This is a genomic window from Mycobacterium heidelbergense (assembly GCF_010730745.1).
Taxonomy (GTDB): domain Bacteria; phylum Actinomycetota; class Actinomycetes; order Mycobacteriales; family Mycobacteriaceae; genus Mycobacterium; species Mycobacterium heidelbergense.
Genome location: NZ_AP022615.1, coordinates 3,245,332 through 3,270,966, shown reverse-complemented (window position 1 = coordinate 3,270,966; position 25,635 = coordinate 3,245,332). Strand labels below are relative to the sequence as shown.

27 protein-coding genes and 1 pseudogene are annotated in these 25,635 nt (G+C 68.2%); 11 read left to right on the top strand and 17 right to left on the bottom strand.

Annotated elements, in window-relative coordinates; translation table 11 throughout:
• Nucleotides 1–6: 6 nt before the first annotated feature.
• Nucleotides 7–1,416 carry a glucose-6-phosphate dehydrogenase gene (locus tag G6N25_RS15495; RefSeq protein ID WP_083073297.1) on the bottom strand — a complete coding sequence of 470 codons (1,410 nt, stop codon included), beginning with the start codon at nucleotides 1,414–1,416 and terminating at the stop codon, nucleotides 7–9.
• Nucleotides 1,417–1,537: 121 nt separating this feature from the next.
• Here G6N25_RS15495 and G6N25_RS15490 point away from each other — a divergent pair, with 121 nt between their 5' ends.
• A complete protein-coding gene (locus G6N25_RS15490; protein ID WP_083073296.1) occupies nucleotides 1,538–2,359 on the top strand; it encodes an adenylate/guanylate cyclase domain-containing protein in 822 nt (273 codons plus the stop codon).
• Here G6N25_RS15490 and G6N25_RS15485 read toward each other — a convergent pair.
• Entirely contained in the window at nucleotides 2,323–2,520 is a 198-nt protein-coding gene (locus tag G6N25_RS15485; protein ID WP_083073295.1) for a hypothetical protein, read from the bottom strand. The genes G6N25_RS15490 and G6N25_RS15485 overlap by 37 nt on opposite strands.
• A 217-nt stretch (nucleotides 2,521–2,737) precedes the next feature.
• Between G6N25_RS15485 and G6N25_RS15480 the strand changes: the two genes are divergently transcribed.
• The gene (locus G6N25_RS15480; protein ID WP_083073294.1) at nucleotides 2,738–3,418 is read left to right on the top strand and encodes a guanylate cyclase; all 681 of its coding nucleotides are present in this window, start codon (nucleotides 2,738–2,740) and stop codon (nucleotides 3,416–3,418) included.
• 7 nt (nucleotides 3,419–3,425) lie between these two features.
• Here the strand turns inward: G6N25_RS15480 and G6N25_RS15475 are convergent, their stop codons facing one another.
• The 9 genes and pseudogenes from G6N25_RS15475 to ychF all read right to left on the bottom strand — a co-directional run bounded on the left by G6N25_RS15475 (nucleotide 3,426) and on the right by ychF (nucleotide 8,786).
• Nucleotides 3,426–3,749 (bottom strand): putative quinol monooxygenase, encoded by a 324-nt coding sequence (locus tag G6N25_RS15475; protein ID WP_083073293.1) that lies wholly within the window; start codon nucleotides 3,747–3,749, stop codon nucleotides 3,426–3,428.
• Nucleotides 3,750–3,888: 139 nt separating this feature from the next.
• A complete protein-coding gene (locus tag G6N25_RS15470) occupies nucleotides 3,889–4,398 on the bottom strand; it encodes a peptidoglycan endopeptidase (protein WP_372506813.1) in 510 nt (169 codons plus the stop codon).
• Nucleotides 4,399–5,423: 1,025 nt separating this feature from the next.
• Nucleotides 5,424–5,834, bottom strand: coding sequence for a type II toxin-antitoxin system VapC family toxin (locus G6N25_RS15465; protein WP_308204528.1), 411 nt, complete (start codon nucleotides 5,832–5,834; stop codon nucleotides 5,424–5,426).
• Between the two features lie 5 nt (nucleotides 5,835–5,839).
• Entirely contained in the window at nucleotides 5,840–6,073 is a 234-nt protein-coding gene (locus G6N25_RS15460; RefSeq protein WP_083073289.1) for a type II toxin-antitoxin system prevent-host-death family antitoxin, read from the bottom strand.
• A 93-nt stretch (nucleotides 6,074–6,166) separates the two neighbouring features.
• Nucleotides 6,167–6,565, bottom strand: coding sequence for a VOC family protein (locus G6N25_RS23545; RefSeq protein ID WP_169924614.1), 399 nt, complete (start codon nucleotides 6,563–6,565; stop codon nucleotides 6,167–6,169).
• Nucleotides 6,566–6,712: 147 nt separating this feature from the next.
• Nucleotides 6,713–6,892, bottom strand: a pseudogene (locus G6N25_RS23540) (type II toxin-antitoxin system RelE family toxin); the annotation flags it as partial.
• Between the two features lie 62 nt (nucleotides 6,893–6,954).
• Nucleotides 6,955–7,233, bottom strand: coding sequence for a type II toxin-antitoxin system Phd/YefM family antitoxin (locus tag G6N25_RS15450; protein ID WP_083012385.1), 279 nt, complete (start codon nucleotides 7,231–7,233; stop codon nucleotides 6,955–6,957).
• A gap of 142 nt (nucleotides 7,234–7,375) precedes the next feature.
• Complete coding sequence (locus tag G6N25_RS24320) at nucleotides 7,376–7,615, bottom strand: AbrB/MazE/SpoVT family DNA-binding domain-containing protein (protein WP_083073287.1); 240 nt, start codon at nucleotides 7,613–7,615, stop codon at nucleotides 7,376–7,378.
• A 73-nt stretch (nucleotides 7,616–7,688) separates the two neighbouring features.
• Complete coding sequence (gene ychF, locus G6N25_RS15440; protein ID WP_083073286.1) at nucleotides 7,689–8,786, bottom strand: redox-regulated ATPase YchF; 1,098 nt, start codon at nucleotides 8,784–8,786, stop codon at nucleotides 7,689–7,691.
• 145 nt (nucleotides 8,787–8,931) lie between these two features.
• Here ychF and G6N25_RS15435 point away from each other — a divergent pair, with 145 nt between their 5' ends.
• Nucleotides 8,932–9,984, top strand: a complete 1,053-nt coding sequence (locus G6N25_RS15435) for a DUF6542 domain-containing protein (protein ID WP_142272548.1) — start codon at nucleotides 8,932–8,934, stop codon at nucleotides 9,982–9,984.
• A 7-nt stretch (nucleotides 9,985–9,991) separates the two neighbouring features.
• On the opposite strand, the gene G6N25_RS15430 is transcribed toward G6N25_RS15435, so the two are convergent.
• Nucleotides 9,992–10,990 (bottom strand): 4-hydroxy-3-methylbut-2-enyl diphosphate reductase, encoded by a 999-nt coding sequence (locus G6N25_RS15430; protein ID WP_083073284.1) that lies wholly within the window; start codon nucleotides 10,988–10,990, stop codon nucleotides 9,992–9,994.
• Nucleotides 10,991–11,079: 89 nt separating this feature from the next.
• Between G6N25_RS15430 and G6N25_RS15425 the strand changes: the two genes are divergently transcribed.
• The 5 genes from G6N25_RS15425 to G6N25_RS15405 all read left to right on the top strand — a co-directional run bounded on the left by G6N25_RS15425 (nucleotide 11,080) and on the right by G6N25_RS15405 (nucleotide 15,750).
• Complete coding sequence (locus G6N25_RS15425) at nucleotides 11,080–11,667, top strand: lipid droplet-associated protein (protein WP_083073283.1); 588 nt, start codon at nucleotides 11,080–11,082, stop codon at nucleotides 11,665–11,667.
• The gene (gene xseA / locus G6N25_RS15420; RefSeq protein ID WP_083073282.1) at nucleotides 11,664–12,914 is read left to right on the top strand and encodes an exodeoxyribonuclease VII large subunit; all 1,251 of its coding nucleotides are present in this window, start codon (nucleotides 11,664–11,666) and stop codon (nucleotides 12,912–12,914) included. Before G6N25_RS15425 ends, xseA begins: the two co-directional genes overlap by 4 nt.
• Nucleotides 12,904–13,161 carry an exodeoxyribonuclease VII small subunit gene (locus G6N25_RS15415; protein WP_083073281.1) on the top strand — a complete coding sequence of 86 codons (258 nt, stop codon included), beginning with the start codon at nucleotides 12,904–12,906 and terminating at the stop codon, nucleotides 13,159–13,161. The genes xseA and G6N25_RS15415 overlap by 11 nt, the downstream gene beginning before the upstream one ends.
• Nucleotides 13,162–13,233: 72 nt before the next feature.
• Complete coding sequence (locus tag G6N25_RS15410) at nucleotides 13,234–14,349, top strand: 3-beta-hydroxysteroid dehydrogenase (protein ID WP_083073280.1); 1,116 nt, start codon at nucleotides 13,234–13,236, stop codon at nucleotides 14,347–14,349.
• 267 nt (nucleotides 14,350–14,616) lie between these two features.
• Nucleotides 14,617–15,750, top strand: a complete 1,134-nt coding sequence (locus tag G6N25_RS15405; protein WP_083073279.1) for an AI-2E family transporter — start codon at nucleotides 14,617–14,619, stop codon at nucleotides 15,748–15,750.
• Between the two features lie 6 nt (nucleotides 15,751–15,756).
• Here the strand turns inward: G6N25_RS15405 and G6N25_RS15400 are convergent, their stop codons facing one another.
• Both G6N25_RS15400 and G6N25_RS15395 read right to left on the bottom strand, forming a co-directional pair.
• The gene (locus G6N25_RS15400) at nucleotides 15,757–17,307 is read right to left on the bottom strand and encodes a carboxylesterase/lipase family protein (RefSeq protein ID WP_083073278.1); all 1,551 of its coding nucleotides are present in this window, start codon (nucleotides 17,305–17,307) and stop codon (nucleotides 15,757–15,759) included.
• 99 nt (nucleotides 17,308–17,406) lie between these two features.
• Nucleotides 17,407–18,081: a DUF4245 domain-containing protein gene (locus tag G6N25_RS15395; RefSeq protein ID WP_083073277.1), complete on the bottom strand. Its 675-nt coding sequence runs from the start codon at nucleotides 18,079–18,081 to the stop codon at nucleotides 17,407–17,409.
• 80 nt (nucleotides 18,082–18,161) lie between these two features.
• On the opposite strand from G6N25_RS15395, the gene glpX reads away from it, so the two are divergent.
• From glpX to G6N25_RS15380, 3 genes are read left to right on the top strand one after another with little or no spacing between them, the layout of a single operon-like run.
• Nucleotides 18,162–19,271, top strand: coding sequence for a class II fructose-bisphosphatase (glpX, locus tag G6N25_RS15390; RefSeq protein WP_142272547.1), 1,110 nt, complete (start codon nucleotides 18,162–18,164; stop codon nucleotides 19,269–19,271).
• 29 nt (nucleotides 19,272–19,300) lie between these two features.
• Nucleotides 19,301–20,716 (top strand): class II fumarate hydratase, encoded by a 1,416-nt coding sequence (locus G6N25_RS15385; protein ID WP_083073276.1) that lies wholly within the window; start codon nucleotides 19,301–19,303, stop codon nucleotides 20,714–20,716.
• Between the two features lie 14 nt (nucleotides 20,717–20,730).
• Nucleotides 20,731–21,699, top strand: a complete 969-nt coding sequence (locus G6N25_RS15380) for a hypothetical protein (RefSeq protein ID WP_163672465.1) — start codon at nucleotides 20,731–20,733, stop codon at nucleotides 21,697–21,699.
• Here the strand turns inward: G6N25_RS15380 and G6N25_RS15375 are convergent.
• The 3 genes from G6N25_RS15375 to G6N25_RS15365 form a co-directional block, all read right to left on the bottom strand.
• The gene (locus G6N25_RS15375) at nucleotides 21,689–23,158 is read right to left on the bottom strand and encodes an adenylate/guanylate cyclase domain-containing protein (RefSeq protein WP_083077490.1); all 1,470 of its coding nucleotides are present in this window, start codon (nucleotides 23,156–23,158) and stop codon (nucleotides 21,689–21,691) included. The genes G6N25_RS15380 and G6N25_RS15375 overlap by 11 nt on opposite strands.
• Before the next feature lie 120 nt (nucleotides 23,159–23,278).
• Nucleotides 23,279–24,154: a polysaccharide deacetylase family protein gene (locus G6N25_RS15370; RefSeq protein ID WP_083077485.1), complete on the bottom strand. Its 876-nt coding sequence runs from the start codon at nucleotides 24,152–24,154 to the stop codon at nucleotides 23,279–23,281.
• A gap of 90 nt (nucleotides 24,155–24,244) precedes the next feature.
• Nucleotides 24,245–25,546: a PhoH family protein gene (locus G6N25_RS15365; RefSeq protein ID WP_083077484.1), complete on the bottom strand. Its 1,302-nt coding sequence runs from the start codon at nucleotides 25,544–25,546 to the stop codon at nucleotides 24,245–24,247.
• Between the last annotated feature and the right edge of the window lie 89 nt (nucleotides 25,547–25,635).

Here is a 25,635-nt window from a genome sequence, read left to right as displayed (position 1 = left end):
TTCTCCTTACTGTGCGGCGGGTGTGGGCTTGGGCAGCCACGGCAGTTGCCAGCTGCGGTGACCGTGCAACAGCGACTGCGCGGCCCCGGGCCCCCAGGAGCCGCGGTCATAGTGGTGGATCCGGTCCGGCCTGTCCAGCAGCGGCTGCACGATCCGCCACGTCTCCTCGATGGCGTCCTCCCGGGCGAAAAGCTGGCGGTCGCCGGTTAACGCGGCGTAGAGGAGCCGTTCGTAGGGCCGCACCGGCTCGCCCAGGTCCTCGGCGAACGACGAGTCGAGGTGAACGTCATGCCACGAGTCGCCGACCTGGGCGGACAGCTGCAGCCGCATCCCCGGATCCGGGTCGATGCGCAACACGATCTGGTTGGGCTCGGGCGGTCGGCGGTTGGGCAGAAACGAGAACCCGGGGACGTGGTGCAGAAACATCCGGACCTCGGTGACTCTTTCCGGCAGCGCCTTGCCGGCGCGCAGGAAGATCGGCACCCCGGCCCAGCGCCAGTTGTCGATCTCGGTCCGCAGCGCGATGTAGGTCTCGGTCTGCGAGTCTTTCGCCACCCCGGGGACGTCGGTGTAGCCGCGGTATTGACCCCGCACGCAATGTTCGGGATCCAGCGCCGGCATCGCCCGGAACACCTCGGCCTTCTTGTCGTTCAGGTCGTCGGCGCCGGGGCCGACCGGGGGTTCCATCGCGACCAGCGCGAGCACCTGCAGCAGATGGTTCTGCACGACGTCGCGCAACGCGCCCACCGCGTCGTAAAACTTGCCCCGGTCCTCGATTCCGAAATCCTCGGCCATGGTGACGTGGATTTCGGAAATGCTGTCGCGGTCCCACACCTTCGCGAGGCCGTTATTGGCGAAGCGCAGGTACTGCAGCTCTTCGACGGGTTGTTTGCCCAAAAAGTGGTCCACGCGCAGGATCTGGTCCTCGTCCAGCACCGCGCGCAGCCGCGCGTTGAGGTCGCGCGCGGAGGCCAGGTCGTGGCCGAAGGGCTTCTCCACCGCGACGCGCGCCCCCTCCAACAGGTCGGCCCTGGCGAGGTTTTCGACGATCGGCGCGAACAACGACGGCGGCATTTCCAGGTAATACAGCGGACGGCCGCCCGGGCCGATCTCCTTGGCGAGCCGCGCGTAGAGGTCGGCATCGGTGACGTCACCGTGCAGGTAGGACAGCCGGCCCGCCAGCCGGTCGAACACCGCGTCGTCGAGCTTCTCGCCCGACGCCTTGATGGCGTCCCGCGCCCGCTCGACCAACTTGTCTTTCGTCATGTCGTCACTGGCCACACCCACGATCGGGCAGTTCAGCAAGTCGCGCGACTCGAGCCGATATAGGGCACGATACGTCATCTTGCGGGCCAGATCGCCGGTAATTCCGAAGATCACCAGGATGTTTGAGGAATCGTCGCCGCCGTCGGCCAAGCCCGCACCTCCCAAAAGTCACCTCATTGGCCCACTTGGAATCACTACCCGCGGCGGTCGAGATCAACCCTAGACATTGCGCATGAGACCGACAACCCGAAACCATCAGGGGGTTGGAAGGATGGCCGGCATGGGTGATGCGCTGCACGTCGCGGTCTACATCCTGGCCGGGGTTGCCGTCATCGAAGCCTGCGCGCTCGTGGTGCTGCGGAGGTTGCTTGTTCGTAGCCGTCAGGAGGCCGACGAGTTAAGGCAGCGAAGCGACACCCGCAATTGGCTGCTGTCGGGCGGCCGCGAGGCCGTCAAGACCGTCTGGAACACCGCCAACCTGATGCGCAAGGAGGGCTTTGGCGCGGCCGTGCGCGGCTCGATCGAGGAGCTCGCCGACTGGGCCGAGGTCGAGCGGCCCGACCTGGCCCGGGTCACCCCGGACGGCCGGGTGGTGATCCTGTTCTCCGACATCGAGGAGTCCACCGCGCTCAACGAGCGGATCGGCGACCGGGCGTGGGTCAGGCTGATCGGCTCGCACGACAAGCTCGTCTCGGGACTCGTGCGTCGACATTCCGGACACGTCGTGAAGAGCCAGGGTGACGGATACATGATCGCCTTCGCGCGCGCCGACCAGGCCGTGCGGTGCGGCATCGACGTCCAGCGCGCGCTGCATAGGAACGCAAAGCGTCAACGGCACAACGGAATTCGGGTTCGCATCGGCATCCACATGGGCCGCTCGGTGCGCCGCGGCGACGACCTGTTCGGCCGCAACGTCGCGATGGCGGCCCGGGTCGCCGCGGAGGCCGTCGGCGGCGAGATCCTGGTGAGCGAGCCGGTGCGGGACGCCGTGTGCGGCTGCGACGACATCCGATTCGACGAGGGCCGCGAGGTCGAGTTGAAAGGCTTTTCGGGCAGCTATCGGTTGTTCGCGGTCGAATCGGGCTCGGGCTGAACGCTCTCCGAGTGGGATTCGGCCAGCCGCTGGTGCAGTCGGGCCCGGACCTCGTCGGGCGTGTAGGCGCGTCGTTTGCGTTGATCGCGGACCACCAGCGCGCCGCCGGCCACAACGCCGGCGACACCGGCCAGCCCGAGCCACTTCCAGATGCCGCGCATCCACACAGACTAGCGATTCGATCCGTCGGGGTTCGGGTCGACGGCCGCTGGTCGCGCTGTGCTTAACTGGTGTGCTCCCGAAACCCGAGCAACGGCAGTCGATGCCCCGGAAGAATATGGAAACGCTACGCGACAAGGTCGTCATCGTGCGGATCGGCAAGGGGCCGGCAATCTGTCTGCGCCCCAAGAACATTGGCGCCATGAAACCCCGGCCTACATGCTGACCCTGGACCAGGCGGTCGAGGAGACCCGCACCGGCGACCTTTGGCTATTCCGTGGCGTTTCGGGACCCGACCGCGCCATCCAGACCCTGACCAACAGCCCGGTGAACCACGTCGGGATGACGGTCGCCATCGACGACCTGCCGCCGCTGATCTGGCACGCCGAACTGGGCGACAAACTCACCGATGTGTGGACCGGGACCAAACACCGCGGCGTGCAGCTCAACGACCTTCGCGAGGCCGTCCTGCAGTGGATGGAGCGCTACCAGCAGCGGTGCTGGCTGCGGCAGCTGACGCCATATGCCAACCGCGAACAGGAGAATCAACTGCTGCGGGTGATCGCGCGGATGGACGGCACCCCGTTTCCCGCCACCGCGCGGCTCACCGGCCGGTGGCTGCGCGGCCGGCTCCCGACCGCCTACGACTGGACGCGGGGAATCCCGTTCGTGGACAACAAGGTTCGAGAATCGACGCAGCGGCGCAAGGCACGACAGCGCGTCGGCCTGGAGGCGGCGTACTGCGCGGAGACGGTGGCCATCACCTACGAGGAGATGGGATTGCTGACCACGCAGAAGTACTCGAACTGGTTTGACCCGGGGTCGTTTTGGAGCGGCGATACGCTTCCGCTTGCCCCCGGATATCGGCTGGGCGACGAAATCGCGATTGTCCCAGGCTGATCGAGGGTCAATCGACCGACATCTCACCCATCTCCGACCACCCCGTCGCGTCGATCGTCTGGCTGATGATCTTGGGCGTCGACTTCAGCGCCCGCGGCAGCTCCTGCATCGCGCGCTTGAAATGGTCGCTGTTGACGTGGACGCCGCCCGCGTCACCGTCACGAAAGGCCTCCACCAGGACATACTCCGCGGGGTTGTCCAGCCCGCGAGACCACTCGAACCACAGGTTGCCCTCTTCGGCGCGGGTGGCGTCGGTAAACGAGGCGACCAGCTCCGGCCAACGCTCGGTCCACTCGGGCTTGGTTTCGAACTTGACGACGATGAAGATCATTGCCGCCAGGATACGTGGGGTAGGTTGCGTCGATGTCTTCATTGACGCCCTGGCAAACTGCCGATGCGTAGCCGCGCGAATCGCAATCCTTCAATTTCTTGTCGACTTGAAAGAACGGTCCCGCGCGTCGATCAATTTGTTATGGATTCGCAATTGCCGGGCCACCGGGCGGCGGCAAATCGGGGGCCGGCGGCGCGGGGGCCGTGGCGTCGACCAAAACGACCGGCGCGTCCGGCGGCGGGGGGCCGTCGTCGAGGGGCATCGGCAGGAACATGTGGTGGGTGAAGCCGGCCTGGTAGGCGCCCGGGCCGCCGACGTGCACGCCGCCGCGCTCACCGCTGGATACCGAGGTGCCGTCGGGCAAGGTCACGGCCGTGTGGCCGCCGTTCCAACCGATCACCAGCGCATTGGGGGCGGTTCCATAGTGAAAGCCCCGCGCCAACAAGGCGGCTTCCTCGTTCCCGGTGTTGAACCGATCCCCGAATACCGGCCTGTCGGTCGCCGCGTTGGCGACCCAGGAGGCGAGCCCCGAGCAATCGGTCCCGGCGGGGGTATCTCCGCCCACGACATAGGGCGTCCCGGAGACCTGATTGATGAGCGACATCAATGTTGCAAGAACAACCATGGGCAGGCACGGTAGCAACGACATTCATTGCTAACCAAAATTTGTGGTCCGCGTCATTCACGAATTACGAAATGACATTCGCCACATTCCCAGCAAATTCGTTATGCGAAAGCGCCTTCACTTGGTTCATGGTTCGTGGCCCGGTGGTGGTAGATCGTTGACCCGGGGTCGTGTCCCACGGGGTCCTTGGATCAGGGCGAGATGGTTTGGTATGCCACCTCATTCAATGAAGCCGCCGTGGGCTAGTTGTCGCTCGTAGGTGGGCACATCGTCGTATGCCAACCAGCGAGTGACCGATGTGGCACATGGGGTTTGGCACCCGGCTTTGGCCCACCGCGGCGGCGTGGCCCGGGGTTTCAGCGCAGCCGTCGCGCATCGATTCGGCGGCGCTGCCTCTCGCCGATTTTGACTCTGCGCCCACCAGGCTCTCTACTCGCACTTTTGCCTGGTGGACGCAGAGTCAACAACGCAACGCGCGCCACGCGCGGGTCAGTCCGCGCGATTGACGATGGTGCCTTCGGTTAGACCGGGGTCCATATTCCGTTGTTGAAGAATCCCCAATTGCCGACGGTCGGGTTCCACATCAGGTGAGCCCCGGACGCCCATGACGGTAGAGGCGGCTGCGGCGGCGCCCACGGCGGCGGGGGTCCCCAGGGTCCCCAGCCCGCCGGAGCCGGACCCTGCCAGTCGTGGCACTGATTCCAATCCCAGTGATAGTCGGTGCCCCAGCCCGGGTCCCATTGCTGACCTGGGCACCAGTGATTGCTGGGCGGCGGGGCCGGGGCCGCCTGGGCCTGGGGGGCGCCAGCCAGTCCGAAAACGGACAAAGCCAACCCGCCGCTCGCCAGCACGCCCGTAGACCGCCGAACCCACGCCCTCGCTTGCTTTACAGTCGCCATCCCCCAAGAATTTCCTGAGATCGGAATCCAGGCAAGTAGCAATTTCCACTTCATCTCGAGTCGTGGGGTGTGGTCCTGACGCCCCGCACCGCGACCAGCGTCATTCCCGCCCACCTCCTGCTTCGTCAGCTACACGCTGAACTCGACCGTCTACCGTTCCCACGGGTTAAGAAACGCGACTCCCATCGGAACAAAGTCCGCGACATTGCGCGTGACGACGGTGAGCCCGTGCACTTGGGCGGTCGCGGCAATATATGCGTCGCGATCCGGACGCGGATCTGGCACGTGCATCGCCGCGGTTCGCCGCGCGACGGCCAAAGTGATAGGAAGGATCCGGTCGGCAAGATCGCCGATCACCGCACGCTCGAACCAGGCCCGCAGCGCCTCACCCTGTCGTGAGTCACGCCGTTCGATTCGCGTAATGCCGAGTTCCAGTTCCATCACCGAGACGACGCTGAGGAAGAGGTCCTCAACGTCCTGACCGGCGGCCCAACCAAGTACATGGCGATCGGCAGCACCGGCGCGTTTGCGAAGTTCGCTGATGACGTTGGTGTCGAGCAAGTACCTCAAAATTCCGCTGCCCGAGGCAGATCCGGAAGTCGAACGGGCTCGAACTCGATGTCTTCGTCGTCATCCATCCCGAGGATGTCGACGATATTTCGCCGGTCCTTCAACCGTCGGTATTCCGCGATCGAGAGCAGGACATACGCAGGTTTACCGCGGTCCGTGATCACGACCGGGCCCTCGTTGGCAGCGCGCTTTGCTGCGCTCACGTCGCGGTTCAGTTCACGAGAAGTCATCTCAGCTGGCACGAAGACACCTTCCCTCAAGGTAGGTACGTACCTACATTAGGCGTGAAGCCGCCGCGTCGCTACGACTTCCGTCTGGAATCCTCACAGCCCGAACTTGGCGCGAGCCTCGTCCGTGACGGGCGTGAACAGATTGACCAAGTTCCCATCTGGATCGCGAAACAGCAAGGCGCGATTACCCCACGGCATCGTCGTTGGTTCGGTCACCACCTCGCCGATGCTTCCGCGGAGCCGCTCATACTCGGCATCCACATCGTCCACGATGAACTCAAGGATGGCCGTTCGGTTAGCCGCCGGCTCGGCCGACCCTAGGCCAAACAGGGGGACGGTTTTGTCGCTACCGACGGCAAGCGTGCCGACTGGCGTCGGGATCTCCGCGAACAGTTCGTTCCCCCAGACCGCGGTGGTTTCGGTGACCATCTCGTAGAAGGCAACCAACCGGCTGACGTCTGCTGTGATGATGCGGGTCGAAACGAATTTCATCGAGGTTCCTCCTTGAGGCTCCGCCGAATCATTGGCGGATGCGCTTGGGTGCCCACATGCCAGGCGCGCACCCCGACAGGTCCGCGTCAGTTCTTCTTCGACGTTGCTTGGAACCGGAATTCGACCACGCCACCGGTAAACGTCACGACGATGTGCGATGTAGATGACCCGGACCACCACTCGCTCGTCGAAGATCTGGTAGATGACGCGAAACTCTCCGCGCCGCGCCGAGTACCGCCCCTCCAACTGGCCGCGGAGCGGCTTGCCTACTCGTTGAGGATTCTCGGCGAGCGGGCCTCGAATGAACTCCCGGCACGCGACGGCCACTGCCTCGGGTAGGGATTCGGTCAGCGCCTTCCTGGCGGCTCCGGTCAGTTCAATGCGATAGGTCACCGAGGTAGCCGGCCGGCGGCGCGCATCTCCGCGGTCACCTCGTCCAACGTGTAGGTCTGGCCGCTTTCTGCCTCGGCCGCACGGACCTCGCGCATCAGCTCCTGATCGCTGAGGATCGCGAGGGTTTCCATGATCGAGTCGAAGTCGTCCGCACTGAGAATCACGGCTGCCCGACGACCTTGCCGAGTGACCTCGATTCGCTCATGGGTGCGAACCGCCTCATCAACCAGCTTGGACAGGTTGGCCCGAACCTCGGCTAGCGGGAGCGTGGACATGTACAGAATTCTAGCGTGAGGGCGTGACTGCTCAGACTCAGCGACCGCCCCCGCGCCCACTCGGCGACCGCCTGATGGCGTTCGTGAGAAGCCACCAGCAACGGCACAGCGACGCTCGTGTCCACCGACAAGCGCCGACCAGTCACCGTCGAACCGAGTCGATCAGTGCGTACATCATTTCGTCAGTCACCGCCGCGTCTCCACGGGAGACGAGGCGGCCATCCGCTTCACGCTCGAGCCGCGCCGTCCGACCACCGGGCGTCACTTGCACCCCGGTTCCGTACGGCGAGATGTCCACAGTCGTACCCGGTGTCAGGCCTAGCGCGTCACGGAGGTGCCTGGGGAGCACCACACGCCCACCGGAATCGATTACGGCCTCCATGGGAAAATGCTACCAGTCAGATCCCATTTCCATGTCGGACGCTGCACCCCAAGGGGCAAACGTGGCACGGTCGCTACTTCTTCGGTTGCTGACCAGACGTTGCTTGAAACCGGAACTCGACCACGTCGCCGTCGGCCATCACGTAGTCCTTGCCCTCCATCCGGACCTTGCCGGCCGCCTTGGCCGCCGCCATGGACCCGGCGGCGATCAGGTCGTCATACGACACGATCTCGGCCTTGATGAAGCCCTTCTCGAAATCTGTGTGGATCACCCCGGCGGCCCTGGGCGCGGTGTCGCCCTGGTGAATCGTCCACGCGCGCGCCTCTTTTGGGCCCGCCGTCAGGAAGGTCTGCAGCGCCAGCGTGTGAAAACCCGCCCGCGCCAGCGCGTCGAGCCCCCGCTCGGTCTGCCCGATCGACTCGAGCAGCTCAGCGGCCGACTCGTCGTCGAGTTCGACCAACTCGGATTCGATGGCCGCGTCCAGGAACACCGCGTCGGCGGGCGCGACGAGCCGGCGCAGCTCGGCGACCCGCGCGGCGTCGGTCAGCACCGCCTCGTCGGCGTTGAAGACATAGAGGAACGGCTTGGTGGTCAGCAGGTTCAGCTCGCGCAGCGGCGAGACGTCAACCCCCGCGGCGAACAGCGTCGTGCCGCCGTCCAATGTCGCCTGGGCGGCCAGCGCCGCGTCGTACACCGGCCTTCGCTCCTTGTTGGTGCGCGCCTCCTTCTCCAACCTCGGCAGCGCGCGCTCGAGGGTTTGCAGGTCGGCCAGGATCAGCTCGGTCTCGATGACCTCGATGTCGGACTTGGGATCCACCCGCCCGGCGACGTGGGTCACGTCGTCGTCGGAAAACACCCGGACCACCTGGCAGATGGCGTCACATTCGCGGATGTGGGCGAGGAACTTGTTGCCGAGCCCGGCCCCCTCCGACGCGCCCTTGACCAGTCCGGCGATGTCGACGAACGTGACCGGCGCCGCGAGGATGCGCTCGGAACCGAAGAGCTCCGCCAGCTTGTCCAGCCGCGGGTCGGGCAGCGAAACCACGCCCTCGTTCGGCTCGATCGTCGCGAACGGATAGTTGGCCGCCACCACGTTGTTTCGGGTCAGCGCGTTGAACAGCGTCGACTTGCCGACGTTGGGCAGGCCCACGATTCCCAGGCTCAGGCTCACGGGGAACCAAGTCTAGGCGCAGGCACGGCACCGCCCGCTCCGCCTCGCCTCGCCTCGCCTCGCCTCGCGCGAGAAGGCATGGCACGCCCGAGTTCTCTACAAGGCCTTGACGGGCCTTTCGGCTCATTGCCGGTACGGTCTACATGTGTCAGCACAGCGGGAAGGGTCGGCCGTCGAGGCCGGCCACCGGTCGGCGTACCCGGGTATCCCCGGTGTGCCGTGGTGGGCGGCCCTGCTCATCGCCCTCACCGCGACCGTCATCGGGTACGCGATCGACGCGGGTCACAAGGACCTGACCCACGTGTTCGCCGGCCTCTACATAGCCGGCTGCGTGGCCGCGGTGCTGGCCGTGCGTCAGGATGGCGTGTTCACCGCGATCATCCAGCCGCCGCTGATACTTTTCTGCGCGGTGCCGGGTGCCTACTGGCTGTTCCACGGACGCAAGGTCGGCAACCTCAAAGACCTCCTGATCAACTGCGGCTACCCGCTCATCGAGCGCTTCCCCCTGATGCTGGGCACCGCCGGCGGCGTGCTGCTGATCGGCCTGATCCGGTGGTATTTCGGGATGTCGCACCAGGCGGCGGCCGCGACGACGGGGGCGCCCAAGGAGTCGAACTCCTTCGTCAGCGCCGTCGCCGCGGGGCTGAACTCGCTGCTGCGGCTCAATTCCCCCGCGGACGATTCCGACGAGACGCCCGCCGACCCGAAGAAGGCCCGCGGTCCCCGGAAGGCCACCCCCAAGGCGGGCCGAGCGCGCGGCGACAGGTCCGCCTCACGTCCCGCCCGGACCCCATCGAGGCAGGGTCGACCATCACTGGAGGACGAGCACCAACCGGCGGTCGAGCGGCAGCGACGGCCCAGTCGCAGAGGCCAGGACCCCTCCGACCCGCCGCGGCGGCGCCGCCCCAGGCCCGACGATGATGCGGATCGGCGCGCCCAGGCGCCACGCGAAACCCGTCGCGACCCGCGGCAGCCCCGCCGCAACCCGTACGAGTGGCCCTACGAGGGGCCGGTACCCCGCGACAGCCGCTTCGATGACTACGACATGCACGAGCCCCGCCGCCGCACCCCACACGGCGCCAACCCGACGCACCACCCGATCTCGCGCGTCCGCTACCGCGGGGAAGCCCCCCTGGATGACGCCGGGCGTCGCGGCCGGCCACGCCCGCCGGTGGAATCGTGGGAGTACGACGCCTGAGCCCCGCTTAGCGGAGTGACCGGATCTCGCGGGGCAGCGCGAACACCAGCGTCTCCTGGGCCGTCGTCACCGGCTGCACGACGTCGTAGCCGCATTCGGCGAGCCGCTCCAGCACGCCGCGCACCAGAACCTCGGGGACGGACGCGCCGGAGGTGACGCCCACCGTCGTGACGCCCTCCAACCACGCCGGGTCGATGTCGCCGGCCCAGTCGACCAGGTGGGCGGCCGCCGCGCCGCCGCCCAACGCCACTTCGACCAGCCGCACCGAATTCGACGAATTGCGCGACCCGACGACGATGACCAGCTCGCATTCGGGCGCCATCGCCTTGACCGCCACCTGCCGGTTCTGGGTCGCGTAGCAGATGTCGTCGCTGGGCGGGTCCTGCAGCTTCGGGAAGCGTTGCCGCAGCCGTTCGACGATCTCCATCGTCTCGTCGACCGACAGCGTGGTCTGCGAGAGCCACACCACCTTGTTCTCGTCGCGGATCGTCACCTTGTCGACCGAGGCGACCCCGTCGACCAGCTGCACGTGCTCCGGCGCCTCCCCGGCGGTGCCGATGACCTCCTCGTGGCCCTCGTGGCCGATCAGCAGGATGTCGTAGTCGTTGCGGGCGAATCGCCGGGCCTCGTTGTGCACCTTGGTGACCAGCGGGCAGGTGGCGTCGATGGTGTGCAGGTTGCGTTCGGCGGCCGCGGCGTGCACCGTCGGCGCGACGCCGTGCGCCGAGAACACCACGATGGCGCCCTCGGGGACCTGATCGGTCTCCTGGACGAACACCGCGCCGGCCTTTTCCAGGGTGTCGACGACGTGCCGGTTGTGCACGATCTCGTGGCGCACATACACCGGGGCGCCGTGCTTCTGCAGCGCGCGCTCCACCGTCTCGACGGCGCGATCCACACCCGCGCAGTAGCCGCGCGGCTCCGCCAGGAGGACGCGCTTGCGTGTCGGGTCGGTGGCTACTGATCTTGATGCGCCGGGAATTCCCATGTCGACAGTCGGCGGCATGACACTCAGGGTACGTTCCGCCGACAGGGGCCCGCCAACTCGCGCCGGCGGGCTTGGAGTTAGCCGCCGGTTGAGGCACTCTGGGACCCATGGCTTCTGCACCGTATGGGGTTCGGCTGCTGGTCGGCGCGGCGACAGTCGCCGTCGAGGAGACGATAAGGCTGCCGAAAACCATCCTGATGTACCCGATGACCCTGGCCAGCCAGGCGGCGCACATCGTGATGCGTTTTCAGCAGAACCTGGCGGAGCTGGTGATCAAGGGCGACAGCACCCTGGAATCGATTTTTCCGCCCAAGGACGAAAAGCCGGAGTGGGCGACGTTCGACGAGGACCTGCCCGACGACGCCGAGGGCGCGTTGCCGGAGGGCGTCGACAGCGACCGCCGCGCCGAGGGGCGGTTCGCGCTGTATTCGGTGGCCGACGCGTACGAGGACGCCAGCGCGCTGGCCAAGCCCGCCAAGCCCGCCCGGCAATCGAAGAAGCCGGCGGCCGCGCAACCGGCGGTGGCGGCCGAACTCGACTATTCGACGCTGACGCTGGCCCAGCTGCGGGCCAGGCTGCAGTCGCTGAGCGTCAACGAACTCGAAGCCCTGCTGGCCTACGAGCAGGCCACCAAGGCCCGCGCGCCGTTCCAGACGCTGCTCGCCAACAGGATCACCCGCGCGAACGCGAAGTGACCCGGGCGGCAAACGCGGAGCCCAACTCCGCCGAGAACCCCTTTCCGGTTCGCGCGGTGGCGATCCGCGTCGCGGGCTGGATCGACAGGCTGGGCACCGTCTGGGTGGAGGGGCAGTTGGCCCAGGTCACGATGCGGCCCGACGCCAAGACGGTGTTCATGGTGCTGCGGGACCCGGCGGCGGACATGTCGCTGACCGTGACGTGTTCGCGCGACCTGGTGGCGCGCGCGCCGGTGAAACTGGCCGAGGGGACCCAGGTCGTGGTGTGCGGCAAGCCGTCGTTCTACACCGGGCGGGGCACATTTTCCTTGCGGCTCAGCGCGATTCGCGCCGTCGGGGTCGGCGAGCTGCTGGCGCGCATCGACCGGCTGCGGCGGCTGCTGGACGCCGAAGGGCTCTTCGATCCGCGGCTCAAGCGACCAATCCCCTTCCTGCCCAACATGATCGGGCTCATCACCGGCCGGGCGAGCGCCGCCGAACGCGACGTGGTCACCGTGGCGGGTGGGCGCTGGCCCGCGGTGCGTTTCGCCGTGCGCAACACCGCGGTTCAGGGGCCGAACGCGGTGTCGCAGATCGTCGAAGCGCTCCAGGAACTGGATCGCCACGTCGAAGTCGACGTGATCGTGCTGGCCCGCGGCGGCGGCAGCGTCGAGGACCTGCTGCCGTTCTCCGACGAGACGCTGTGCCGCGCGATCGCGGCCTGCCGCACCCCGGTGATCAGCGCCGTCGGGCACGAACCCGACAATCCGCTGTGCGATCTGGTCGCCGACCTGCGCGCCGCCACCCCCACCGACGCGGCCAAGCGGGTGGTCCCCGACACCGCCGCCGAACAGCGGCTGATCGCCGACCTGCGCCGGCGCGGCGCGCAGGCGCTGCGCAACTGGGTGTCCCGCGAGCAACGCGCCCTGGCCCAGCTGCGCAGCCGCCCCGTGCTGGCCGAGCCGCTGTCGGCACTCACGGCGCGCGCCGACGAGATCCACCGCGCCCGCTCGGCGGTTCGCCGCGACATCGGGCGGCTGATCGCCGCCGAGAACGACCGGGTCGGTCACCTGAGCGCACGGCTGGCCACGCTGGGCCCGGCAGCCACGTTGGCCCGCGGCTACGCGGTGGTGCAGACGGTTCCCGCGGCCGGACCGCCCGAGGTGCTGCGGTCGGTGGGCGGCGCGCCGCCGGGCACCCGGCTGCGGATACGGGTCGGCGACGGCGCCGTCGCGGCGGTGAGCGAGGGACCGACCGATGGCCGCTAGGGACGACGGTAAAGGCGACGAAGAGGGGCAGAAAATTACGCCTATTAGTCAGCTCGGCTATGAAGCCTGCCGGGACGAGCTCATCGAAGTGGTGCGGGTCCTGGAGCAGGGCGGCTTGGATCTGGATGCTTCGCTGAAGCTGTGGGAAAGAGGAGAGCAGCTCGCGAAAAGGTGCGAAGAGCACTTAGCCGGTGCGCGCAAGCGTGTGGAGGATGCGCTCGCCGCCGGCCAGGCCGAGGAGGGCTGACCGCGGGCCGCGCGGTGCAACCGCTTTGAAATTCTTCGCATTAACTGAAACACGTTTCAGTTATTCTCGACTATGCTTCGCGATGCTATGGGTGATGCATCATTGACAACCGAACTCGGCCACGTCCTCGTCACCGGCGGCTCGGGGTTTGTCGGCGCCAACCTGGTGACCACCTTGCTCGACCGCGGACACCGGGTGCGGTCGTTCGACCGCGTCCCGTCGCGGCTACCCCAGCACCCCAATCTGGCGGTGCTGCAGGGCGACATCACCGACGCGGCCGTGTGCGCCACGGCGGTGGAGGGCATCGACACGGTGTTCCACACCGCCGCGATCATCGACCTGATGGGCGGCGCGTCGGTCACCGACGAATACCGCCAGCGCAGCTTCGGGGTCAACGTCGGCGGCACCGAGAACCTGGTGCACGCCGGGCAGGCGGCCGGGGTGAAGCGGTTCGTCTACACCTCGTCCAACAGCGTCGTGATGGGCGGGCAGAACATCGCCGGCGGCGACGAGACGCTGCCCTACACCACCAGGTTCAACGACCTCTACACCGAGACCAAGGTGGTCGCCGAGCGGTTCGTGCTGAGCCAGAACGGTGTTGGCGGGATGCTGACCTGTGCGATCCGGCCCAGCGGGATCTGGGGCCGCGGCGATCAGACGATGTTTCGCAAGCTGTTCGAAAGCGTGATCGCCGGCCACGTCAAGGTGCTGATCGGCCGCAAGTCGGCGCGGCTGGATAACTCCTACGTGCACAACCTGATTCACGGTTTCATCCTGGCCGCCGAACACCTGGTTCCCGGCGGGACCGCGCCCGGTCAGGCGTACTTCGTCAACGACGCCGAGCCGATCAACATGTTCGAGTTCGCCCGGCCGGTGGTGGAGGCCTGCGGCGAAAACTGGCCCCGGGTGCGGGTCAACGGGCCGGTGGTCCGCGCGGCGATGACGGGTTGGCAGCGGCTGCATTTCCGGTTCGGCATACCGGCGCCGCTGCTGGAGCCGCTCGCGGTCGAACGGCTGTACCTGGACAACTATTTCTCGGTCGACAAGGCGCGCCGCGACCTCGGCTACGAGCCCCTGTTCACCACCGAGAAGGCGCTGTCCGAATGCCTGCCCTACTACGTGGACATGTTCCACCAGATGAAAAGCCAGGCTCCGGCCGCCAAACAGACAACGAGCGGGGCGACGTAGCGGGGTCAGCGTCGAGTACCGCGCCCAACGCAACAATGACAACACCAACACCAACACCGGACGTATCGTTGGTTACCCGCGTGGGTCAATGACGCTGCCTGAAACTTGCTAGCGCATGTGCTATCACGTTCGCGGATCAGTCATGGAGGAGTTCGACGGTGCCGGTGTGGCCGGTGTGATTCCAGGGGCCCGGCCCCCAAGGAGCCTACGAGCGCAACCGCTAAAGTTCAGCTGAGCAGCGACGACGCGGAGGGCGGTCCGGTTCGGATGAACACCGAATTTACGCTCACCCAAAAGCGCGCCCTCGCGATCCTCACGCTGACCGCCCTGCTGTTCGGCGCGTATTTCTTGCGCCACTACTTCGTGCTCGTCGTGGTGGCCGCGGTCGGGGCGTATTTGTTCACGCCGCTGTTCGATTGGTTCAACAGGCGCCTCAGCACCGGGTTGTCCGCCGCCTGCACCCTGGTGTCGGCGCTGGTCATCGTCATCGTGCCGGTCGGACTCCTGGTGATCCTGGCGGTCGTCCAGATTTCGCGCATGGTCGACAGCATCGCCGGATGGGTCAAGACAACGGATTTGAGCGGGCTCGGCGATAGGGTCCTCCATGGAGTCAATGACCTGTTGGCACGGGTTCCGTTCGCGCACACCACAATAACGGCGGAGACGCTCCGGAAGGCGATGGTCACGGTGGGGCGCAACGCGGGCGAATGGCTCCTGCATTTCCTGCAGGGCGCCCTCGGCGGCATCGCCGGCGCCGTCACGGCGGCCATCATTTTCCTGTACGTGTTTGTCGCGCTGCTGGTGAACCGCGAGAAGGTGCGAACGCTGATCGGCCAACTGAACCCGCTCGGCGACGAAGTCACGGACCTGTACCTGAAGAAGGCCGGAGCGATGGTGCGCGGCACCGTGAGTGGCCAGTTCGTCATCGCGCTGTGCCAGGGCGTCGCCGGCGCCGCGTCCATCTACGTCGCCGGGTTTCACCACGGCTTCTTCATCTTTGCGATCCTGCTGACCGCGCTGTCGATCATCCCGCTCGGCGGCGGGATCGTGACGATCCCGTTCGGCATCGGAATGATCTTCTACGGCAACATCGCCGGGGGCGCGTTCGTGGTCCTGTGGCACCTCGTGGTGGTCACCAACATCGATAACTTCTTGCGCCCCATACTCGTTCCTCGCGACGCGCGCCTGAATCCGGCGCTCATGCTGCTGTCGGTGTTCGCGGGCATCGCCATGTTCGGCCCCTGGGGCATCGTCATCGGGCCGGTGCTCATGATCCTCATCGTCACCACCGTGGACGTCTACCTCGCGGTGTACAAGGGCGTCGAACTCGACGAGCCTGACGAACGACCCGTCCGCCGCAAGTGGCTGCCGCGGCGGACCGCGAAAGCGGATGGGTCCTGAGCCCGACTACCGGAAGCTCACCATCTCGCTGCCCCAGGCGGCTCGGATCCGCGCGTCGACATCGCGCACGACGGCGTCGCGCCTGTTGACGATCAGGCAGGCGCGGTCGGCCTCCCGATAGGGCGTCCAGTCCGGCTCGCCGGCCGGGCCCGCGGGCTTGGCGTGCGTCGCGAAGTTGATCCACCGGGTGCGCACCCTCTTCGAGACCGCCTTGGCGGTTTTGGCGCCGCCGAGCTTCAACGTGGGATCCTTGGGCACCCCGAGATTGCCCCACACGTAAGGCAATTCGGTGGCGTGGGCGGCGCTGACCAGCAGCAGCTTGAGCAACGGGGTGGCGTAGTCGAACCGGTACAGGTACACCGGCGCCACCCTGCGGTGCCCCTCGGCCAGCCACACCGACGGCATCCGGAACCCGACGTCGGTCGCGATGCTCAAAAGCCTTGCCCTGCGCCGCGATCGCGAATACGCCGACCCGATCTGCTCCGCGGTGGGCAATTGCAGGTCGGGCTGTTCGGCGGCGATCTGGGTGAACATCGACGTGATCGCGTGCGGGGTGATCGGCATCAGCGGCGACCTCATCAACCGAAAGAGCGCCGCCTCATGCCTATTGGTGCCGATGATCAGCGGCACCGGGTGCGAGCGACCCTCCTGCGCCACCTTGACCGGGTAGTCGTGCAGCAGCTCGCCGTCGACGATCGGGACGAACGCAAGCGTGCCCGGGTTGCGAACGGGCACCTCGTCGAACACCTCTTGCGACGCGGCCAGGATCGCGGCGAGCGGCGCGTCGGGCAACCGGTCCGCGTCGGACGGGGCGATTCCCAGCCGGTCGAGGGTGGCGACCGCGACGCGACGGGCCCGGTCGCGGTCGTACACCGAGGTGGCCGGCGAGCTTTGGGCGATCGCGCCGGCGAACAGGTCCTCGGCCGCCGGAGCGGCGAGCAGGGTCGTGACGATTCCCGCGCCCGCGGATTCGCCGAACAGCGTGACCCTGCGGGGATCGCCGCCGAACGCCGCGATGTTGTCGCGCACCCAGCGCAGCGCCGCCAGCACGTCGTGCAGGCCGACGTTCGTGTCGAAGCGCCGCCGGGCGGAGTTGAACGACGACAGGTCGAGAAAGCCCAGCGCCCCGAGCCGATAGTTGACCGTCACCACGACGACGCCGGCGGCGGCCAGCCGGTGACCGTCGTAGAGCGCCTGGCTGGCCGAGCCGAGCACGTAGGCGCCGCCGTGCAGCCACACCATCACCGGTTTTCCGGCACCGGGCTCGGTGTCCGACGACGCCCAGACGTTCAGCCTCAGGCAGTCTTCGCCCTGCGGCGCCCCCAGGCCGAGGGGCATGTTGGGAAAGACCGGTTGCGGGCAGGCCGGCCCGAAGGAGGTGGCCTCGGCGACCTGCGTCCACGGCTCGGGGGGCTCCGGTAGCCGGAAGCGCAGGTCGCCGACGGGCGGCGCGGCGTACGGAATGCCCTTCCACGTCCTGGTGCCCGTAATGCCGTCCCCGTCGGCGCCGCGGACCGGGCCGTGGGTGGTGTCGACCACGAGGTCGTCGGTCGTCATGGGCCCTAACTCAAACCGCCACCGGTGAACGGTGCCGCCGACCATCCGGAAAGGTCTGCCTCGGGTGCGCTCACTTCGACGTCCCTTCTCTCGGCCGGGCTATCGGCTGGGCAGGGGCGGCTGCGATTGGGTCGCCGACGCCAGCGTATGGAACTGGTCGGCGCCGCCCGCCCCGGTGATCGCGATCTGGGTGGCGCCGCCCGGGCCGGCGAGCCTGGTCGTCCACACCGGCTCGGCGTCCGCACCGCCTTGGCCGGCCCCGCGGTAGACGACCCAGCTGGTGCCGTCGACGTCGACCGTTCCGGCCGGATACGCCGAGGGACGGATCGAGCCGACCAGTTTGTCCTCGTCGGCGTTGCTCTGGGTCAGGCTCAGATACATTCCCGCCGGGCTGATGTAGCCCACGGTCGAGGTGGCCGCGTGCAACCGCTGGCCGGTCGACGGGTCGGTTCGACCGTTCTCGATGCCGCCGCGCCCGCCGGAATTGGGCTGCCAGCCGGCGGGCAGCCGGGGCATCCGGATGGGGAAGCCCAGCGTCTGCGCGTCCGCCCGCAGGGCCGCCGCCGCGTCGTAGGAGGGGATCGCCCCGTTGTGCGTCCCGGCCGGCTGGAACGAGCACATCCCCACCACGCCGGCCAGCACGATGCACCCGACCACGAGCGGGATGAGCGACCAGAACATGTCGCGGCCGTCCTGCAGCAACCGCGGCTTGGCGGGCCTGGGCACTGGAGCCGGCTCCCCCACCTGCGCGTTCGGCTGCGACTCCTCGGTCATTCTCCGAGTATCCCAGCTGGCGGTCGACAGCCACAGCCCAGCTCCAGGGGACGGATTCGGTTCTGGGACAATCAGCAACCATGACAGTTGAGGGCGACCGCTCGTTGGGATTCGGTTCGCAGGTACCCCAGTCGGCCGCCGTCGTGGGCCGCGACCCGGCGCAGGCCCGGCCGCGCGGCGAAGCGCCGGACCGCAACCTGGCCCTGGAGCTGGTGCGGGTCACCGAGGCCGGCGCCATGGCCGCCGGGCGCTGGGTGGGCCGCGGCGACAAGGAGGGCGGCGACGGCGCGGCGGTCGACGCCATCCGCGAGCTGGTCAACTCCGTGTCGATGCGCGGCGTGGTGGTGATCGGCGAGGGCGAAAAAGACCAGGCCCCGATGCTCTACAACGGCGAAGAGGTCGGCAACGGCGACGGCCCGGAGTGCGACTTCGCGGTCGACCCGGTCGACGGCACCACGCTGATGAGCAAGGGCATGCCCAACGCCATCTCGGTGCTCGCGGTGGCCGACCGCGGCGCGATGTTCGACCCGTCGGCGGTGTTCTACATGAACAAGATCGCCGTCGGGCCCGAGGCCGCGCACGTGCTGGACATCACGGCGCCGATCGCCGAGAACATCCGGGCCGTCGCCAAGGTCAAGGCGCTGTCGGTGCGCGACATGACGGTGTGCATCCTGGACCGCCCGAGGCACGCGCAACTGATCGAGGACGTCCGGGCGACCGGGGCGCGCATCCGGCTGATCACCGACGGCGACGTCGCCGGCGCCATCTCGGCGTGCCGGCCGGAGTCGGGCACCGACATGCTGGCCGGGATCGGCGGGACCCCGGAGGGCATCATCGCCGCCGCGGCGATCCGCTGCATGGGCGGCGCCATCCAGGCCACACTGGCGCCGCGCGACGAGGCCGAACGCCGCAAGGCGCTCGACGCCGGCTACGACCTGGAGCAGGTGCTGACCACCGAGGACCTGGTGTCCGGCGAGAACGTCTTCTTCTGCGCCACCGGGGTCACCGAGGGCGACCTGCTCAAGGGCGTCCGCTACTACCCCGGCGGCTGCACCACCCAGTCGATCGTGATGCGCTCGAAGTCGGGCACCGTCCGGATGATCGAGGCCTACCACCGGCTCTCCAAGCTCAACGAATACTCGGCCATCGACTTCACCGGCGACAGCTCTGCCGCCTATCCCCTGCCCTGAACCACCGGAACACCTAAGGAAGCCAATCTATGGCCTTGAACAACCCCGACGCCGCCGAATACCGCATCGAGCACGACACCATGGGCGAGGTCCGGGTGCCCGCAAAAGCCTTGTGGCGCGCCCAAACCCAGCGGGCGGTGGAAAACTTCCCGATCTCGGGCCGGGGCCTCGAGCGCGCCCAGATCCGCGCGCTGGGCCTGCTGAAGGGCGCCTGCGCGCAGGTGAACAAGGACCTTGGGCTGCTGGCACCGGAGAAGGCCGACGCGATCATCGCCGCGGCCGCGGAGATCGCCGACGGCCGCCACGACGACCAGTTCCCCATCGACGTCTTCCAAACCGGTTCGGGGACAAGCTCCAACATGAACACCAACGAGGTGATCGCGTCCATCGCGGCCGCCAACGGCGTGACGGTGCACCCCAACGACGACGTCAACATGTCGCAGTCGTCCAACGACACCTTCCCGACCGCCACCCACATCGCGGCCACCGAGGCCGCGGTGCGTCACCTGATTCCCGCGCTCGAGGTGCTGCACGCCGCCCTGGCGGCCAAGGCCCGCGAGTGGCGCACGGTGGTCAAGTCGGGGCGGACCCATTTGATGGACGCCGTCCCGGTGACGCTCGGACAGGAATTCAGCGGATACGCCCGCCAGATCGAGGCCGGCATCGAGCGGGTCCGCGCCACCCTGCCGCGGCTGGGTGAGCTGGCGATCGGCGGGACCGCGGTGGGCACCGGCCTCAACGCCCCCGACGACTTCGGCGCCAAGGTGGTCGAGACGCTGATCGCCTCCACCGGTTTGAGCGAATTGCGCACGGCCGCAAATTCTTTCGAGGCCCAGGCCGCGCGCGACGGGCTGGTCGAGGCCTCCGGCGCGCTGCGCACCGTCGCCGTGTCGTTGACCAAGATCGCCAACGACATCCGCTGGATGGGTTCCGGCCCGCTGACCGGCCTGGCCGAGATCCGGCTGCCGGACCTGCAGCCGGGCAGCTCGATCATGCCGGGCAAGGTGAATCCGGTTCTGCCGGAGGCGGTTACGCAGGTGGCCGCGCAGGTGATCGGCAACGACGCCGCGATCGCCTGGGGCGGCGCCAACGGCGCCTTCGAGCTCAACGTCTACATCCCGATGATGGCCCGCAACATCCTGGAGTCCTTCACGCTGCTGACTAACGTGTCAAGGCTGTTCGCGGAGCGCTGCATCACCGGGCTGGCGGCCAATGTCGAGCACCTGCGCGAGCTGGCCGAGTCGTCGCCGTCGATCGTGACGCCGCTGAACTCGGCGATCGGCTACGAGGAGGCCGCCGCGGTGGCCAAGCAGGCGCTCAAGGAGCGCAAGACGATCCGCCAGACCGTCATCGACCGCGGCCTGATCGGCGACAAGCTGTCGCTGGAAGAGCTGGACCGCCGGCTCGACGTGCTGGCGATGGCCCGCGTAAAGTCCGAGGATTAGATGGTGGTTCAGCGATGACGGCTCCCCCCGGCGGCCCCTACGGACAGGATCCCTACGGGGCGAATCCCCATGGGCAGGGCCCCTATTGGGGCGGCCAGCAGCCGCCGGGCGGTAGCTACCCGTACCCGCCGCCGGGCGGACCCTACGTCAACCCCCAGGGCAGTGCGGATCCGTATGCGGCGGGCGGCTACCCGCCCCCGCAATACCCCCACCCCGGCCAGCAGGTCCCGCCCGGCTGGCCGGCCGGGCCGTACCCGCCGGGACCACCGCCGCCCGGGCCGCGCTCGAAGGCGCCGTGGCTGATCCTCGCCGGTCTGGCGGTGCTCGGCGTCGTCATCCTGGTGGCGCTCCTGGCGATCGGCCTCAACAGCGGAAAGAAGCCGACCAAGGCGGGCCCTCCGCCTTCGCCGAGCGTCCCGACGTCGCAACCGAACACCTCCGGGCAGACGGCGACCGGCTGCACGCCCAACGTGTCCGGCGGCGACAGGCCCGTCGGCGACACGATCAGCGCGGGCAAGCTGTCGTTCCCGGCCAGCGCGACACCGGGATGGATGGGCTTTTCGGACGACCAGACCCCGAACCTCATCGACGCGGTGGGCGTCGGGCAGGAAGTGCCGGGCGCCAACCAGTGGATGATGCAGGCCGAGGTCGCCATCACCAACCTGGTCCCCAGCATGGACGTCGGCGCGCAGGCGTCGAAGCTGATGGACTGCGTGGCCAACGGGCCCGGCTATGCGAACGCGTCGCCCACCCTGGGCCCGACGAAGACGTCGTCGATCACCGTCGACGGGGTCAAGGCCGCCCGGGTGGACGCCGACGTCACGATCGCCGACACCTCACGCAACGTCAAGGGCGACTCGCTGACCATCATCGCGGTCAACACCAAACCGGTCACCATCTTCCTGGGCGCGACGCCCATCGGCGACGCGGGCTCGGCGGGAATCATCGCCAGGGTGATCGCGGCCCTGAAGGTCAGCAAGTAGCCGGACCCGCCGGCGCCGAGACGTGGGTGGCTTCGGAGCGCCCGCGCAGCACGGTGGAATAGCATTCGGCCCAGTGTGATCGCTCGGCCTCATCGGCGCGGTCGACGGCCGCCGCCGAACACAGGATTCGCCGGTCGGCGGTTTTGGCGAGGTCGGCCAGCCGCGCGGCCTCGTTGACCGCGTCGCCGATTACCGTGTATTCGTAGCGGTTTTCGGCTCCGATGTTGCCGGCGAAGACCCTGCCCGCCGAGACGCCGATGCCGAAATCGACCGGCAGCCGGCGCAGTTGGGTGCCCAACGCGCGCGCGGTCGCCAGCGCCGCCGACGCCGGTTCGCCCGCCCGCAGCGGCGCCCCGAACACGGCCAGGGCGGCGTCGCCGGCGAATTTGTTGATCAGCCCGTGGTGTTGGTCGACGGCGTCGACCACGATCCGGAAGAAGTCGTTGAGCACCGCGGCGACCTCTTGCGGCGGGCGGCTTTCGGCGAGCTGCGTCGAGCCCACGAGGTCGATGAAGAGCACCGCCGCGTCGACCACATCCCCGGACAGCGACGCCCCCTCCTGGAGGGCGCGCTGGGCGACGTCCGCCCCGACGTGGCGCCCGAACAGGTCCCGCAATCGGTCCCGCTCGGCGAGCCCGGCGACCATCCGGTTGAATCCCGTTTGCAGGCGCCCGATCTGGGAGCGCTCGTAGGCGCCCACGTAGGTTCCGATGCGGCCGTGTTCGACCTCCGCCATGGCGTCGACGACTTCGCCGACCGGATCGGAAATGGATCGCGACGTCAGGATCATCGTCGGCAGCCCGAGAACCAGCGCCGCCAGCGACACCACCAGAACCGGCACGTCCAAGGAGGCGGACTTCTCGATCAGCCACCCCTGCGAGCGAAAGACGACGAGAGCCGCGATCGCCCCGATGGGCAGCGCGCTGCACAGGAACCACAGCAGGACCAGCCGGGCATACACGCCCGGCACCGCCAGCCGGGGCTCGCGACCCCGCGTGGCGGCGCCCATGATGGGCCGCAGGATGCGTTGCGCGAGCAGCATCCCGGTGCCGGCGGCGGCCGGTCCGCCCAGCAGCACGCCGAGCAGGAGGGGCAGCAGGAGCTGGGCCCCACCGGAAAGGTTCAGCAGCACGAAGATCACGCCGGCCACGCCCCAGGCCAGCAAGAGGATCACCGACTGCCGGCCGGGGATCTTCGTAGCCGCTTCCCGTTGCCGCTCGGTCGGTTCGTCGCCGGCGACATACCAACGCAGCGTGGGAGCAAGGCTCACGGCGCCGGCCACCGCGACGCCGACGACACCCAGCGCGACGAGCACCGCCACCACCGCCGTGTTCTTCTCCCCGAAACCCATATTGACCGCGACGGAAGTGTGCCCCCGCAAGGGGATCAGGATCGCGGCCGCATCGATGACGGCCAGAACGTAGGCGAGGGCGAGGGCGACGGCGTATTCAATCGACAACCTGCGAGCGGACTTTCGTTGCCCGGCCACCGGACCGCCCGATCGTGACGGGGCCCAAGCCCGAAACCAGCCCGCCTTGATCACCCTTCAACGGTAGCCGCGCGGGTGCCCAAATTTCTTTCAGGCCCCGTTATTTGGCCCGCCCGAGTTCTGGCCGGGGATATCGGTGATCGGGAAGTTGGGCATCGGCTTCGGCGACGGGGTGTTCGGCAGCGTCGGGATCTCGCCGGCCGGGATGTCGTGCAGTTCGTTGGCGGGAGGGCCGTTCTCCCGGCTGCCGTAGCTGCTGCCGGGCGCCCGCGACCCCAGCAGTTCGCTGACCGTCACCATGCGATAGCCGTTGGCCTTGAGCACCGGGATGAACTGGTACACCAGGTCGACGGTGCTCGAGTAGGTGTCGTGGAACAACACCACCGAGCCCGGCTTGATGTAGGTCATCAGCATGTACCGGGTCGCGGCCGTGTTGGAGTCGTTGGCCCAGTCGAAAGGGATGACGTCCCAAAGGATTTCGGCGAGGCCAAGCTGGCCCGCGGTCTGGCGGACCGCCGCGCTGGACAGCCCGCCGGCGGGGCGGTACAGGGTGGGCGTCCGCCCGGTCGCGGCGGCGATCGCGTCGTTGGCTTTGGAGAACTGGCCGGCGATGTCCTCCGGCGGGATCGTCGCCATGTTGGGGTGCTCCCAGGTGTGGCTGCCGATCTCCATGCCGGCGTCGGCGATGCGCTTGGCTCCGGCCGGGTTGGCGGCGACCTTGTTGCCGATCAGGAAGAAGGTGGCCTTGGCGTCGTTGTCCTTCAGGATCCGCAGCAGCCGCTCGTCGAACGGGCCCGGCCCGTCGTCGAACGTCAGCGCGACACACTTGACCACCGAGCAGCTCAGGTTGTCGGCGCGCGTCACGTGACCGGTCAGCCCGCCGATCACCAGCACCGCGCCGGCCGCCACGACACCGAAGACTGTGCGCCAATAGCGCCAGGCCTGGCTGTCGGGTCGTTTCGGCATCTTGGCAGCCTACCCGGGCCGCGAGACTGCAACTGGCGACGCGTTTCGCGAGTGGAAGTGTCTCTGAATGCAGTTTCGCGGCGGAAGGGGTCAGTGCGGTCCGGCGATTTCCTCGAGCATCTCGGTGACCAGCGCGGCGATCGGCGACCGCTCGCTGCGCAGCAGCGTGATGTGGGCGAACAGCGGATGGCCCTTGAGCTTCTCGATCACCGCCGCGACGCCGTCGTGCCGGCCGACGCGCAGGTTGTCGCGCTGGGCGATGTCGTGGGTCAGCACCACCCGCGACCCGGTCCCCAGCCGGGACAGCACGGTCAGCAGGACGTTGCGCTCCAGCGACTGCGCCTCGTCGACGATGACGAACGAGTCGTGCAGCGAGCGGCCCCGGATGTGGGTCAGCGGCAGCACCTCGAGCATGCCCCGGGACAGCACCTCTTCCAGCACCGCCGGGCTGGCCAGACCCTCGAGGGTGTCGAAGACGGCCTGCGCCCACGGGCCCATCTTTTCGCTCTCGCTGCCCGGCAGGTAGCCCAGCTCCTGGCCGCCGACGGCATACAGCGGGCGGAAGACCACCACCTTGCGGTGGGTCCGCCGCTCCAGCACCGCCTCGAGGCCGGCGCACAGCGCCAGCGCCGACTTGCCGGTGCCCGCCTTGCCGCCCAGCGACACGATGCCCACCGACTCGTCGAGCAGCAGGTCGAGCGCGACCCGCTGCTCGGCGGAGCGGCCGCGCAGCCCGAACACCTCGCGGTCGCCGCGGACCAGCTGAACGCGTTTGGTCGCGTTGACCCGGCCCAACGCGTGGGAGTTGCCACCCAGCAGCCGAACGCCGGTGTGGCACGGCAGGTCCCGGGCCTCGGCCAGGTCGACCTCGCCGTCGGCGAACAGCGCGTCGATGTCGTCGGCGGCCGTCTCGATCTCGTGCATCCCGGACCAGCCGGAGGCCACGACGTCCTGCGCGTGGTACTCGTCGGCGGCCAGGCCCACCGCGGCGGCCTTGACCCGAAGCGGAATGTCCTTGCTGACCAAGGTGACTCGCCTGCCCTCGGCGGCGAGGTTGGCGGCGCAGCTCAGGATCCGGGAGTCGTTGCTGTCGGTGCGAAAGCCCGCGGGCAGCACCGCCGGGTCGGTGTGGTTGAGTTCGACGTGCAGCGTGCCGCCTTGCGTCCCAACGGGAATGGGCTGATCCAGCCGTCCGTGCTCAAGCCGGAGATCATCGAACAGGCGCAGCGCCTGACGGGCGAACCACCCCAGCTCGTGGTGGTGGCGTTTGGCCTCCAGCTCGCTGATCACCACCAGCGGGACCACCACCTCGTGTTCGGCGAACCGGCTGCACGCCCACGGGTCGGACAGCAGCACGGAGGTGTCGAGCACATAGGTCCGGATATCGGTCACGAAGCGCTCCTCGAGCGGGAAAGCCCGCGCGGACCCGCACGGGCATGTCGGCGGGAGCCGCGGCACCAGGACCGGGGCCGGTCCTGCCG

Bases quoted from the DNA above. Each gene is read 5' to 3' on its own strand.
- glpX (WP_142272547.1), top strand. From the start codon at position 18,162: ATGACAGTTGAGGGCGACCGCTCGTTGGGATTCGGTTCGCAGGTACCC.
- G6N25_RS24320 (WP_083073287.1), bottom strand. From the start codon at position 7,615: ATGGAGGCCGTAATCGATTCCGGTGGGCGTGTGGTGCTCCCCAGGCAC.
- G6N25_RS15370 (WP_083077485.1), bottom strand. From the start codon at position 24,154: ATGCCGAAACGACCCGACAGCCAGGCCTGGCGCTATTGGCGCACAGTC.
- G6N25_RS15405 (WP_083073279.1), top strand. From the start codon at position 14,617: ATGAACACCGAATTTACGCTCACCCAAAAGCGCGCCCTCGCGATCCTC.
- G6N25_RS15450 (WP_083012385.1), bottom strand. From the start codon at position 7,233: ATGTCCACGCTCCCGCTAGCCGAGGTTCGGGCCAACCTGTCCAAGCTG.
- G6N25_RS15400 (WP_083073278.1), bottom strand. From the start codon at position 17,307: ATGACGACCGACGACCTCGTGGTCGACACCACCCACGGCCCGGTCCGC.
- G6N25_RS15385 (WP_083073276.1), top strand. From the start codon at position 19,301: ATGGCCTTGAACAACCCCGACGCCGCCGAATACCGCATCGAGCACGAC.
- G6N25_RS15425 (WP_083073283.1), top strand. From the start codon at position 11,080: ATGGCTTCTGCACCGTATGGGGTTCGGCTGCTGGTCGGCGCGGCGACA.
- G6N25_RS15430 (WP_083073284.1), bottom strand. From the start codon at position 10,990: ATGCCGCCGACTGTCGACATGGGAATTCCCGGCGCATCAAGATCAGTA.
- G6N25_RS15490 (WP_083073296.1), top strand. From the start codon at position 1,538: ATGGCCGGCATGGGTGATGCGCTGCACGTCGCGGTCTACATCCTGGCC.
- G6N25_RS15395 (WP_083073277.1), bottom strand. From the start codon at position 18,081: ATGACCGAGGAGTCGCAGCCGAACGCGCAGGTGGGGGAGCCGGCTCCA.
- G6N25_RS15480 (WP_083073294.1), top strand. From the start codon at position 2,738: ATGCTGACCCTGGACCAGGCGGTCGAGGAGACCCGCACCGGCGACCTT.
- G6N25_RS23545 (WP_169924614.1), bottom strand. From the start codon at position 6,565: ATGAAATTCGTTTCGACCCGCATCATCACAGCAGACGTCAGCCGGTTG.
- G6N25_RS15380 (WP_163672465.1), top strand. From the start codon at position 20,731: ATGACGGCTCCCCCCGGCGGCCCCTACGGACAGGATCCCTACGGGGCG.
- G6N25_RS15410 (WP_083073280.1), top strand. From the start codon at position 13,234: ATGCTTCGCGATGCTATGGGTGATGCATCATTGACAACCGAACTCGGC.
- G6N25_RS15415 (WP_083073281.1), top strand. From the start codon at position 12,904: ATGGCCGCTAGGGACGACGGTAAAGGCGACGAAGAGGGGCAGAAAATT.
- G6N25_RS15475 (WP_083073293.1), bottom strand. From the start codon at position 3,749: ATGATCTTCATCGTCGTCAAGTTCGAAACCAAGCCCGAGTGGACCGAG.
- G6N25_RS15460 (WP_083073289.1), bottom strand. From the start codon at position 6,073: ATGACTTCTCGTGAACTGAACCGCGACGTGAGCGCAGCAAAGCGCGCT.
- G6N25_RS15485 (WP_083073295.1), bottom strand. From the start codon at position 2,520: ATGCGCGGCATCTGGAAGTGGCTCGGGCTGGCCGGTGTCGCCGGCGTT.
- G6N25_RS15470 (WP_372506813.1), bottom strand. From the start codon at position 4,398: ATGTCGTTGCTACCGTGCCTGCCCATGGTTGTTCTTGCAACATTGATG.